A 12,073-nucleotide genomic window follows, 5' to 3' on the forward strand; every position below is an offset into this window, starting at 1 on the left:
CGTCTCGCGAAACGCACGCGTAGAGTGAGGCCATGTTTTCTTCGCCCGCCCCCGCACTGCCGGGCCCCCTTCCATGACCCTCGACCCCGAAGTCTGCTACAAGGCGGTCTGCGCCCGCGACCGGCGCTTCGACGGCTGGTTTTTCGTCGGCGTCTCCTCCACCGGCATTTACTGCCGGCCGGTGTGCAACGTGCGCACGCCGCGCTTTGAGAACTGCTCGTTCTACGGCAGCGCCGCCGGCGCGGAAAAGGCCGGCTTCCGGCCATGTCTGAAATGCCGTCCCGAACTCGCGCCAGGCGCCGCGCGCTTCGACGCCACGCGCGAACTCGCCGACGCGGCGGCCGCCATGATCGACGAGGGTTTTCTCAATCGCGCCGGGCTGCCCGCGCTTGCCGCGCGCATCGGCATCACGGAGCGTCACCTGCGCCGGATCTTCGCGGACGAATTCGGTGTCTCGCCGATCGAATACGCCCAGACGCAGCGCCTGTTGCTCGCCAAGCGCCTGCTCACCGACACGGCCCTGCCCGTGACGGAGGTCGCGCTCGCGGCGGGCTTCGGCAGCGTTCGCCGCTTCAACAGTCTGTTCAAGGACCGCTACGGCTTCGCGCCCGGACGCCTGCGTCTGAATGCGCGCCACGCCGCGCTGCCCGACGGCGACCTCGTCTTCCAGCTCGCCTATCGCCCGCCGTTCGCGTGGCACGCGCTGCTCGATTTCCTGGGGGACCGCGCTATCGACGGCGTCGAACTGCGTGACGGCGACGTCTACACGCGCACGCTCAACATCGACCGTCCGGACGGGCAGACGATCTCCGGCTGGTGCCGCGTCGCGCCGCTGCCCGAGCGGCACGCGCTGCAGGTGACGCTACCCCCGGCGCTGGCCAGCAGCGTGCCGCAAGTCCTGGGCAAGCTTCGTCACCTGTTCGACCTGGGCGCACGCCCCGACATCATCGACGCGCATCTCGGCTCGCTCGCGCGAAACACGCCGGGGCTTCGCGTGCCCGGCGCGGTGGACGGCTTCGAGATTGCCGTGCGCGCCATCGTCGGCCAGCAGATCACGCTCAAGGGCGCCCGGCGTCTGCTCGGCCGCCTTGCCCGGCAGTTCGGCACGCCGCTCCCCACGCCCGTGCACGGACTCACGCACGCCTTCCCGAGCGCGGCGCAACTGCTCGCCGTTCCCGCCGAAGCACTGGGTGAAGCCGGTATCATCCGCAGTCGTGTCGCGGCCATTCACGGCGTGGCGCAGGCGATCGTCGACGCACGGCTGCGTCTGGATCCGCTCGCGCCGCTGGAAGCGAGCGTCGCCACGCTGCTGTCGATCAAGGGCGTCGGACCCTGGACGGCCCAGTACATCGCCATGCGCGCCCTCGGTTCGCCCGACGCGATGCCCGCCGACGATCTGGTGCTGCGTCAGGCGCTGGGAGCGCCCGACGGCCGCGCGGTGGCCGCACGCACCGCGCGCTGGGCGCCGTGGCGCGCCTACGCGGCGCTGCACATCTGGCGTGCGGCGGCTCAGGGACCGGCGGGTCAGCCGGTCGGGACTTTGCAGGAGGCGTGTGCATGACGCGTTACGAAACGTATTACGGCAGTCCGCTCGGCGAGATGCTGCTCGTCGCCGACGGCGACGCTCTCACCGGCGTGTATTTCTCGCATCAAAAGTACTTCCCGCGCGAGAACGACGTGCGCCGTGACGGCGATGAGCTCGAGGTGCTCAAACGCACCCGCCAGCAGCTCGACGAATACTTCCACGAGGGGCGACGCGTCTTCGACCTGCCGCTGTCCCCGCAAGGCACGCCGTTCCAGAAGCTGGTGTGGGCCGAGCTGCTGCGCATTCCGTTCGGCGAGACGCGCAGCTACGGCGATCTCGCGCACGCGCTGGGCGACGTCAACAAGTCGCGTGCCGTGGGCGCCGCCAACGGGCGCAATCCGATAACGATCATCGTGCCGTGCCACCGCGTGATCGGCGCCGACGGCACGCTTACGGGCTATGCAAGCGGTGTGGAGCGCAAGCTCGCGCTGCTCTCGCTCGAAGGCGCCGCCCTGCCCTCGGCACATGCCGCGACAACCACCGCGACGCGCCGCACGCGACTCTCGGCGCCCGCCAACCTTGCGTTCGACTTCTGAGGCCGCCCGCCGCGTTTGCCTTCGCCGCGCCGCGCCTCGCCCGATCGGGCCCGATTGCCTCCGATTGCGCCCTCCCTTTCGCCCTCGCGCTGGGCCGCGCGCGGCGGCGCCGCGCGGGGTCCGACGTACACATCCCGTCCTTCGGGTTCACGCATGCCGTACAATCGTGAGTTCATGTGTTTCTGCTTCGCAAGACTATGCGCTCACGCACCGCCAAACGACTGACTCCCGACGCCGAAAAGCTGGTCGGCCACGCACTCGCGCTGGCCGCCTCGGGTAGCCGCATCGAAGACCGCTTCTGGGAAGCGCAGCTCGACACGCTGCTCACGCGCGTGCTGCGCACGGGCAACCAGCCCGCCATCGACGCCGCCCTCGATCATCTCCAGGCCAACCACAGCGAGGCCTATGGCGCGCTCGCCGACCTCATCGAATCGCAGAGCGAGTCTGCCGAGCCCGAAGCCGAAGACCAGGTCTGGGACGGCCTGCTCGTCGCCATCCCGATTCTTGCGTGGACGCGCTACGCCATTCCCTCGGGTCCGGTCAAGGCCGACGCGCTCATGCCCATTCGCGCCCATCTGCACGCTCACGTGCTGGCCGAGTCAGCCCGCGTCGCGATTTCGCCCTACCTCTACAGCATCGACCAGCTGCCGCGCACGCACTGCGAATCGTGGAAAGTCACGCAGCAGCTCGTGCGCGCCGCAGTCGACAACGCCGAAGTGAAGCAGCCCGGCAACGATCTGCCCGAAACGGCGCCGATCCTCGCCGATCCGCGTTTCCTGCTCACGGCCGTTGCCGTGCCCAGGGGCGCGCCGATGTTCCGCTGGCAAGAGGAAGGCGCGCGCCATGCCGAGCGCGGCCAGTGCCAGGAAGCGTGGTCCGCGCAAGGGGGCCCGAATCTCAACGCGCTGCTGCCCGGCTGCGAGATCGAATGCCTGCTGCCCGACGCGTATTACGCGAGCTGCCGTGAAGCGGACGAGCGCATCCGTCCGCACACGATCCGCACGGCGCTGCGTTATCTGGAAGACGTGCTCACGCTCACGCCGCAGGAACTGCGCGCCGTGGTCGCCGGCTTCGGGGAGCAGAACATCGACGAGTACCGCATCGGCTTCACGCAACGGGGCAGCAACGACGTCATCTACGGCGTGGTGTGGCCGCTCTACGGCCGCGAGAACGGCGAAGTGGAGGGCGGTGCGCTCGACGAAGTGACGGACCTGCTCAAGGCGTGCGGCGTCACGGAGATTCGCAAGCATCCGGGGCGCTTCGATCCCGAGTATTGCGACGACTGCGGCGTGCCGCTGTATCCGGATCCCGTGGGCGAAGTCGTTCACGCCGAAATGCCGGAAGACGCCGAGCCGAGCCGCCCGCACTTTCACTGAGCATGCGCGGCGCGCGCCGCGTCCGTCACGTCGCCGGCAGCGTCACCATGCACCGATACAGGCCGTGTCCCGACGCGAGGTACTTGCGCTCGAACGGCGTCATGGCGTCGGCCTCGTTCGCCGGCGCATACGCCTCGACGTCGGGCCGCACGCCGCTCAGCAACTCGACGGCCTGCGCGAACTCGTCGACGTAGACGCCCCAGTTGCTGCGGCATTCGAGCACGCCGCCCAGCGCCACCACCGTCGGGAACACGGCGTGCGCATGCCAGCGGCGGGCGAGCTGGCCGATCTTCGGCCACGGATTCGGATAGAGAATGTAGTGCCGCGCGGGACGAATGCCCGCGTCGTGCAACTGCCGCCAGAAATCCACCAGGTCGGCGCGCACCCAGACGAAGTTCTCCGGCCACGCACCCTCCCACCAGTCCTTGCCGCGCACGATGCGGCTCTCCGATTGATCGACGCCGATGACGAAGTGCTCGGGATACCGCGTGGCAAGACGCAGCGTGCTCTCACCCACGCCGCAGCCGGCGTCGATGATGAGCGGCGCCGCGCCCGCGTGGCGCCATGCCGCGATGGCCGCATCGAAGGCGCCCGCGCTGTAGGCGGCGAATGGCTTGCGGAACAGCGCGTCGCGATGACGGCTCACGAGCTGCGCGAGTTTCTCGTGCGGACCGGTTTGGGCGCTGTCGACGGTGCGTGAATTGGCGAACATGCGGCAAGGTGAGAACGTCGCACGGCGTACGCGCCTGGTGCGCGGGCGCCGCAAAGGTGTGCATTGTAGCGCGCCGTAACTTTCTTCACGCGCCGAGCGACGTCTACGGGCTTGTGTGGCGGGCGTCAGCGGCTTTTTTTCGGTTAAGATGAGAGCCGTTTTGCCGCTGTGTTCCAAGATGCGGCGAAGCTTCTTCGCGAGCGGCGCGTGCCAGAGACTCACTGAATGAGTCGCCGCATGCCCGCATTGCTCTGCAATGCTTAGGGTCTGACCCTTGCGCCCCCGAGAATACGTCAAGCAATGTCGAATCGATTTCTTCAACGCGCCGCAGGTGTCGTGCTGCGAGCCGTGCGTCGGATCGCCGGTTTCGCCGGTTTCGCCGGTTTCGCCAGTTTCGCCGCCGTCGCGACGCCCGTCTGCCTGTCGGCCTTCACGGCCCCGGCGCAGGCCTTCACGCTCGAGCAGCACCGTGCGCTGGTCGAGCAATTCATCAACACCCGTCATGCCGATCCGCTCGTCGCCGATTGCGCGGCGCATGCGAGTTTTGTCGTCGCGACGCTACCCGGCTACGAGAGCGTCGAATACGCCGACAACGCGCTCGACCCCGAGCATGCGAAAGTCGCGCCGTGGTCGGGTCCGTTCGACGATCGCAAGCAGCGCGTCGACGTGACGCAGATGGTCGAGCTCGACGGCATCGGCAAACGCACCACCGGACAAACGGACAAGATCCACATCCGCTGCGGCTACGCCGACGGCCGCATGATGGGTTTCGACTATACGTCGCCGCTGCCGCAGGTCGAGCAGCCGGTCAAGCGCTCCGCACGCGGCACGCGCGGCAAGGCGTCGCACGCCGCGGCCAGGTCGGGCAAGCGCGGCGCCACCGCGAAGTCCTCGGGGGGCAAGTCGACGACAAAAGCCGCACCGTCGAAATCGGGCACCGCCAAGAAGAGCACCGCGAAGAAGAAAACGAACTGAGCCATCGCAGACCGCCTTGCGTGAGCGAAGCATGGCGCATGACGCATGACGCATGACGCATCGCGACGCGTCGTGCGAATCGCGCCACGCCCGGCTGCACGGCCGCAGGAGCGGCAGGGATGGCAACGGCGGCGACGGCGGCGACGGCCGCTGCCGGGACTTACCGCTCAGCCTGCGCCTTGTCGGCCTGCAACTGCGACCCGATGGCGGCAAGCATCGACGCTCCCAGTGCGGCGCTGCGCGCGCCGCTCCAGCCCACGAGCGCGTCGGGCCGGTTGGCGTTGTCCTTGAATGGCATCTCCAGCGTGAGCGAGAGACAGCCGAAGCGGTGCGCGACCCATTTCGACGCGAGCTTGAGCGACTCCGCGCCGTGCTTGCCGGGCGGATAGCCGAACCTGTCCTGGAAGTCCAGGCTCGCCGCCTTGAAGCGTTCGCCAAAGGCCTTCTCGCGCGCGAGAATCGCCTCGCTCGCCCATTCAACGCCTTCGTTGCCCGCCAGGAAGACGTATGGCAGTGCTTCGTCGCCATGGATGTCGAAGAACATGTCGCAGCCGATCGACTCGATGGCGGCCCGCACGTGGTACACCTCGGGGCTGCGCAGCGGATCGGGTTCGAGCCACTCCCGATTGAGGTTCGCGCCGGCGGCGTTCGTGCGCAGGTTGCCGCGCGCAGCGCCGTCAGGGTTCATGTTCGGCACGACATGGAACACGGCCTCGTCGAGCACCGCGGCAGCCAGCGGATCGCCCGCCCAGTCGCCGGCGCCGAGCAAACGGCGCAACAGGCCTTCCACGAACCACTCGGCCATCGTCTCGCCGGGGTGCTGTCGCGCAATCACCCAGATATTGCGCTTGCCTTCACCGGGCTCGCCCACGGTGAGCAGCGTCATGTCGCGCGCGTCGATCGTCTGGCCCAGCGAGCGCGAACGCACGCGAGGCGAGTTCTGCGCCGTGCCGAGCAGCGCCAGATGGCGCTCTTCGGGGTAAGGCTCGAAATAGGCGAGATATACGCTGTCGTGCGCCGGAGTAAATGCCACGGTCATGACCTGCCCGTCGTAGGTCGTTGGCACCCGGAACCAGTCCACGCGGTCGTACGACGCGACGGCGCGGTAGTTTTCCCAGCCGCGCGGGTACGATGTCTGTCCCGCATTGTCGAACACGATACGACATGGCTTGCCGCCCACGCCCTGCACCCGGAAGTGGAACCACTGGGCGAACTCCGCGGCGCCGTCTTGCGGCACGCGAACGTGAATGTCGTCGGCGCGCTCGGCGCTCACCACGTGAATGGCGCCGCTATCGAATCTGCTGCTGATCTGAACGGTCATGACTCGTCTCGCTGACAAAAAATGAAAAACCCCGGGACAGGCCCCGGGGCTGGTGGTTGGCTGGCCTCAGGCCACGCGACGGCGAAACACCCACAGCGAGTCGTTCGAGACGCTGTCGTCGAAGGCGTAGCCCTCGCTGTCGAACGCCTTGAGCTGCTGCACGTCGGTCACGCCGCGCTCGATCGCGTAGCGTGCCATCAGGCCGCGCGCCCGCTTGGCGTAGAAGCTGATGATCTTGTACTTGCCGCTCTTCCAGTCCTCGAACACCGGCGTGATCACGGGCGCCTCGACCAGACGACGCTTGATCACCTTGAAGTACTCCTCCGAGGCGAGGTTCACGAGCACGCGGCGCGTCTGCGGATGCTCGGCGAGCGCCGCATTGATTGTCTGCGTCACCCGATCGCCCCAGAACGCATACAGGTCGCGGCCCCGCTTGTTCGCGAAGCGCGTGCCCATCTCGAGCCGGTAGGGCTGGAGCAGATCGAGCGGGCGCAGCACGCCGTACAGGCCGGACAGGATGCGCAGGTGACGCTGCGCGAAGTCGAGTTGCGAGGCGCTCAGGCTGCGGGCCGACAGGCCCTCGTAGACGTCGCCGTTGAAGGCGAGCACGGCCTGCTTGGCGTTGGAGGTATCGAAGCGGGTCGTCCACTCGGCGTAGCGCGTGACGTTGAGTGCGGCGAGCTGGTCCGAGATGCTCATGAGCGAGCCGACCTGCGCCGGGCTCAGTTCACGCAGGCCTTCGATCAGTTCGGCCGCATCGTCCACGAATTGCGGCACGGTGTGCGTGCTCACGTGCGGCGGCGTTTCATAGTCGAGCGATTTGGCCGGCGAGAGAACAATTATCATATGGGGTGCAGCGTTCCTGCAAAAACGTGAAACCGCCATTCTATCCAATGCTTCAAAACGCTGTTGCCACGCCCGCGGACCGGGCCTTCGCCGAACACCTCGCGAGCCTCGCCACGCCCGCGCGCGTGGTGCTCGACACGAACGTCTGGATCGACCTCCTCGTCTTCGACGATCCCGTCGCACGACCGGTGCGCGAGGCGCTCGTCGCCCGCCGTCTCACCGCGCTCATGGCGCCGCGCTGCCGCGACGAGCTCGCCATCGTGCTGACCTATCCGCAATTCGCCTCGCACGAGATCGACAACGACGCGGCCCTCGGCTGGGTCGACATGCACACACTGCCGATTGGGCCGATGCCCGCGTCCGGGGACATCGCGCCCGCCGCGCCCCTGCCGCTGTGCCGCGACCGGGACGATCAGAAATTTCTCGAGGCGGCGCGCGATGGCCAGGCCCATTGGCTCGTCAGCAAGGACAAGGCAGTGCTCAAGCTGCGTAGCCGGGTGGCACGCCAGTTCGGCTTTCGGATCGTGACGGCAAGCGCCTTCGCGTCGCTGCTGACGGCCGCCGCCTGACCCGGCGCGCCCGCAGATCCGCCGCACCAGCGGTAGAATGGCGGTCTGTTGATCGCTGCCGATGGCTTGCACCGTCCAAATGAACGCGCCCCACCTTACTCCCGCCGCTTCCTCCCCTGCACTGAGCGCTCCGCCGCTCGCCTCGCGCCTGCCGAACGTGGGCACCACCATCTTCACCGTGATGTCCGCGCTCGCCGCCGAGAAACAGGCGGTGAATCTCGGCCAGGGCTTCCCGGACTTCGCGTGCGATCCGAAGATCGTCGACGCCGTCTCGCGCGCCATGCGCGAAGACCACAACCAGTACCCGCCCATGGCCGGTGTGCCCGCGCTGCGCCAGGCAATCGCCGACAAGATCGGCAGGCTCTACGGACAGCGCTACGACTGGAACACCGAGATCACGGTCACGGCCGGCGCCACGCAGGCGCTGCTCACCGCGATTCTCGCCACGGTGCACCCGGGCGACGAAGTGATCGTGTTCGAGCCGACTTACGACAGCTACGTGCCTTCCATCGAGCTCGCCGGCGGCAAACCGGTGTATATCACGCTGGAGGCGCCCGAGTTTCGCATCCCGTTCGACAAACTCGCGGCGGCCATCACGCCACGCACCCGTCTGATCCTGTTCAACACGCCGCACAACCCGAGCGGCACCGTGTGGCACGAGCGCGATCTGGCCCAACTCGCGCAGATCGTGGCCGGCACCGACATTCTGCTGATCTCGGACGAGGTCTACGAGCACATGGTGTATGACGGCAAGCGCCACGAGAGCGTGGCGCGGCATCCGGAGCTGGCACGTCGCAGTTTCATCGTGTCGAGCTTCGGCAAGACCTATCACGTAACGGGCTGGAAGGTCGGTTTCGTCGCCGCACCGGCCGCGCTCACGGCGGAATTCCGCAAGGTGCATCAGTTCAACGTGTTCACGGTGAACACGCCGATGCAGGTCGGTCTGGCCGACTACATGCGCGATCCGGCGCCCTATCTCGAGCTCTCGGGTTTTTATCAGAAAAAGCGCGACCTGTTCCGCGCCGGTCTGGCCAACACGCGCTTCAGGCTGCTGCCATGCGAAGGCACATATTTCCAATGCGTGGACTACAGCGCGATCAGCGACATGAGCGAAGGCGACTTCGCGCTGTGGCTCACGGGCGAAATCGGTGTGGCGGCCATTCCCGTGTCGGCCTTCTATCACGAGCCGCATGAGTCGGGCGTGGTGCGTTTCTGCTTCGCGAAGCAGGACGACACGTTGCGCGAGGCGCTCGCGCGTCTGGCCAAACTCTGAGCCATGCCTTCGCGCGTGGCGTGATACGCACGGGCACGGCGTGCGGCATGCCGGCGTCCCGCGGAAAAAAGGGAGGGCCGCCATCGACCGATGGCGGCCCTCCCTTTTTTCCGGCGTTGCGAGCCTCGCGAACGCCGGTGTTTCAGCCGGCCTTGGCCTTCTGCGCCTGCTGATAGGCCTTCTGCTCGGCGCGCATGCGCTGGAACGACTCGCGCTCGGCGAGTTGCTTGCCATACGCCTTCCAGTCGATGCCGGCCGATTGCAGAAAGTCTTCGCCATACACCGCCTGCGTGGCCATGCCCAGGATCGGCAGATGGATGCCGGCGGCGATGTCCGCCATGGTGAACGTCTCACCCGCCACGTAAGGCGAGAATTTCGCGAGACGCTTGAACGCCGCGATGTTTCGGCGCAGCAACTTCTCCGTGCGGTTGCGCGTGCCCTCGGAGACCGTGCCGCCGAAGAACGCCTGCGTGTACAGTTCGCGCACGACCAGTTCCAGATGCAGTTCCAGCATCGTGAGCAGTTCCCGCTCCTTGGCCTGACGCCACGGATCCCGCGAGAACAGCGCCGGCGCCGGATGCGTCGCCTCCAGGTAGTCGCAGATCACCTGCGACTCGGCCAGATAGCCGTGTTCGGTCTGCAGATACGGCACCTTGCCGAGCGGCGAGCACTGCAGCACCGGCTCGTCCTGGCACGGAATCGACTCGACTTCTTCGAAGGGCACGCCCTTCTCGTACAGCACAACCTTGACCTTGTTGTAGTAGTTGCTGATGGGAAATCCGTACAGCTTCAACATGATGTCTCCCTTGCGTCACGGCGAGCGACAGCGCGTGCGCAACGTTCGTAATGCGTCCCGGGCACTGCGTCGATGACGGCAGCGGCGTCGATGGCCCTCGCCGCGCGGCTGCGGAGCTCCGTAATGTCTGCGATGTCCGTAATGTCCGTAATGACGAACGGCAGTCCGCGCACGATGGCTACCCGGAGTGTACCGGCATCGCGCTCGCAAACGTCAATCGCCGAGCGGTCGCGGCGTCCCGAATTCCAAGATGGCCATCGCCCCGCTTGCCCGCGCGCCGACCGCGCAGCGGAACAACGGCTGGCAGGCGGCACGAGATCGGCGACAATAGCCGCAATGCGCCAGGGGCACCGGTTTGCATCACAGGCGGTCTCGCCAGGAAATTCATTTCCCGACCGACCGGTCGGACGATAGAATGACGCCATGGCCGCGGCGCCGGAAGCCGGGCGTTGCGCCGGGGCCGGACGTCGTCTGCGCGCGCGGCCCGGGCCACACTACCGACACCACAACTTCGAGACACTCCGAATGACTGCATCTTCCCCGACCGCCACCTCCGCCAGGGCCATCGATGTGCTGGGCATCGTCGGCGCCGGCGCCATGGGCCGTGGTATCGCTCAGATCGCGGCGCAGGCCGGCTTGCGCGTGAAGCTCTACGACACCAACGCGAAGGCCGTCCAGAGCGCGCTGGACGCGTTGCGCGAGACGCTCGACAAACTCGCCGCCAAGGGCAAGATCGAGGCGTCCGGCGTCGAGGCGACGATGAGCCGCCTGCAAGCCTGCGCCACGCTCGAGGAGCTCGCGGATTGCCATCTGGTGGTCGAAGCCATCATCGAGAAGCTCGACGTCAAGCGAGACCTGTTCCGCTCGCTCGAGGCCATCGTGGCGCCCGACGCGATTCTCGCGTCCAACACGTCGTCGCTCTCGATCACCGCCATCGCCGCCGCGTGCGAGCGGCCGGAGCGCGTGGCCGGCTACCACTTCTTCAATCCGGTGCCGCTCATGAAGGTGGTCGAAGTCATCGATGGCCTGCGCACGGCGCCCGAAGTCGGCGACGCCCTGCTCGCCCTTGGCCGCCGCATGGGCCACACGGCGGTGCGCTGCAAGGACATGCCGGGCTTCATCGTCAACCATGCCGGGCGTGGCATGAACACCGAAGGTCTGCGCGTGGCGAGCGAGGGCGTGGCCAGCTTCGCCGACATCGATCGCATCCTTCGCGAGCAGGCCGGCTTCCGTCTGGGCACGTTCGAGTTGCTCGACCTGACGGCACTCGACGTCTCGCATCCGGTGATGGAGTCGATCTACCACCAGTTCTACGAGGAAGCGCGCTTTCGCCCGTCACCGATCACGGCAGTGCGTTTGGCTGGCGGCCTGCTCGGGCGCAAGGTCGGCGAAGGCTTCTATCGCTATGTCGACGGCAAGCAGCAAGTGCCGCCCGAGGCGCCCGCGCCCGACGCGCTGCCCGCCAGCGTGTGGGTAAGCCGCGCCGATACGCGCGGCTTTGCCGCCGTGGTCGAACTGCTCGGCCAGACGGGCGTGACCCTCGAGAGCGGCGAGCGCCCGTCCGCCGAGGCATTGATCATCGTCACGCCGCTGGGCCAGGATGCCACGACCTGCGCCGTCGAGCAGGGCCTCGACGCCACGCGCACGGTCGCTGTCGACACGCTGCTGCCCCTGGCGGGCGCCAGGCGCCACACGCTCATGACCACGCCCGTCACGGCGCCCGAGGCGCGCGACGCCGCGCACGCCCTCTTCGCGCACGGCGGCACGCCGGTGACCGTGATCCGCGACTGCGCCGGCTTCGTGGCGCAGCGCGTGATCGCCACCATCGTGAACATCGGCGCGGACATCGCGCAACAACGCATTGCCACGCCGGACGACATCGACCGCGCCGTCACGCTGGGCCTGGGCTACGCCAAGGGGCCGCTCGCGCTCGGCGACGCCGTGGGCGCCCGCCTGCTGCTCACCGTCCTGCGCAATCTGCAATCGTTCTACGGCGACCCGCGCTATCGTCCGTCGCCGTGGCTCACGCGCCGCGCACAGCTGGGCGTGTCGCTGCTCACCGAAGAACAGTGACCCGGAGATTC

General features: G+C 67.5%; 11 protein-coding genes. 7 read left to right on the forward strand and 4 right to left on the reverse strand.

Translation table 11 applies throughout. From position 1 onward, the window contains the following. The first annotated feature begins 73 nt into the window (after positions 1 to 73). From CDN36_RS02750 to CDN36_RS02760, 3 genes are all read left to right on the forward strand, one after another. A complete protein-coding gene (locus CDN36_RS02750) occupies positions 74 to 1,561 on the forward strand; it encodes a DNA-3-methyladenine glycosylase 2 (RefSeq protein WP_287495931.1) in 1,488 nt (495 codons plus the stop codon). Further along, positions 1,558 to 2,121 carry a methylated-DNA--[protein]-cysteine S-methyltransferase gene (locus tag CDN36_RS02755; protein WP_150555075.1) on the forward strand — a complete coding sequence of 188 codons (564 nt, stop codon included), beginning with the start codon at positions 1,558 to 1,560 and terminating at the stop codon, positions 2,119 to 2,121. Before CDN36_RS02750 ends, CDN36_RS02755 begins: the two co-directional genes overlap by 4 nt. 197 nt (positions 2,122 to 2,318) lie before the next feature. After that, entirely contained in the window at positions 2,319 to 3,497 is a 1,179-nt protein-coding gene (locus CDN36_RS02760) for a DUF2863 family protein (RefSeq protein ID WP_287495932.1), read from the forward strand. A 25-nt stretch (positions 3,498 to 3,522) separates the two neighbouring features. On the opposite strand, the gene trmB is transcribed toward CDN36_RS02760, so the two are convergent. Then, entirely contained in the window at positions 3,523 to 4,209 is a 687-nt protein-coding gene (gene trmB, locus CDN36_RS02765) for a tRNA (guanine(46)-N(7))-methyltransferase TrmB (protein ID WP_150555073.1), read from the reverse strand. A gap of 300 nt (positions 4,210 to 4,509) precedes the next feature. Here trmB and CDN36_RS02770 point away from each other — a divergent pair, with 300 nt between their 5' ends. Beyond that, positions 4,510 to 5,184 (forward strand): BspC domain-containing protein, encoded by a 675-nt coding sequence (locus CDN36_RS02770; protein ID WP_287495933.1) that lies wholly within the window; start codon positions 4,510 to 4,512, stop codon positions 5,182 to 5,184. Between the two features lie 160 nt (positions 5,185 to 5,344). On the opposite strand, the gene CDN36_RS02775 is transcribed toward CDN36_RS02770, so the two are convergent. Both CDN36_RS02775 and yaaA read right to left on the reverse strand, forming a co-directional pair. Continuing rightward, complete coding sequence (locus tag CDN36_RS02775; protein ID WP_287495934.1) at positions 5,345 to 6,505, reverse strand: M14 family metallopeptidase; 1,161 nt, start codon at positions 6,503 to 6,505, stop codon at positions 5,345 to 5,347. A 66-nt stretch (positions 6,506 to 6,571) separates the two neighbouring features. After that, complete coding sequence (yaaA, locus tag CDN36_RS02780; RefSeq protein WP_150555070.1) at positions 6,572 to 7,351, reverse strand: peroxide stress protein YaaA; 780 nt, start codon at positions 7,349 to 7,351, stop codon at positions 6,572 to 6,574. 47 nt (positions 7,352 to 7,398) lie between these two features. On the opposite strand from yaaA, the gene CDN36_RS02785 reads away from it, so the two are divergent. Together CDN36_RS02785 and CDN36_RS02790 are read left to right on the forward strand one after the other, a co-directional pair. Further along, positions 7,399 to 7,920, forward strand: coding sequence for a putative toxin-antitoxin system toxin component, PIN family (locus CDN36_RS02785; protein WP_150555069.1), 522 nt, complete (start codon positions 7,399 to 7,401; stop codon positions 7,918 to 7,920). A 79-nt stretch (positions 7,921 to 7,999) separates the two neighbouring features. After that, positions 8,000 to 9,193: a pyridoxal phosphate-dependent aminotransferase gene (locus CDN36_RS02790; protein ID WP_287495935.1), complete on the forward strand. Its 1,194-nt coding sequence runs from the start codon at positions 8,000 to 8,002 to the stop codon at positions 9,191 to 9,193. Between the two features lie 142 nt (positions 9,194 to 9,335). On the opposite strand, the gene CDN36_RS02795 is transcribed toward CDN36_RS02790, so the two are convergent. After that, the gene (locus CDN36_RS02795; protein ID WP_287495936.1) at positions 9,336 to 9,989 is read right to left on the reverse strand and encodes a glutathione S-transferase family protein; all 654 of its coding nucleotides are present in this window, start codon (positions 9,987 to 9,989) and stop codon (positions 9,336 to 9,338) included. Between the two features lie 525 nt (positions 9,990 to 10,514). On the opposite strand from CDN36_RS02795, the gene CDN36_RS02800 reads away from it, so the two are divergent. Next, a complete protein-coding gene (locus CDN36_RS02800) occupies positions 10,515 to 12,062 on the forward strand; it encodes a 3-hydroxyacyl-CoA dehydrogenase (RefSeq protein WP_287495937.1) in 1,548 nt (515 codons plus the stop codon). Positions 12,063 to 12,073 lie beyond the last annotated feature (11 nt).

Origin of the sequence: Pandoraea sp. CB10b_02, from assembly GCF_002216225.1 — a bacterium.
Lineage (GTDB): Bacteria > Pseudomonadota > Gammaproteobacteria > Burkholderiales > Burkholderiaceae > Pandoraea > Pandoraea nosoerga.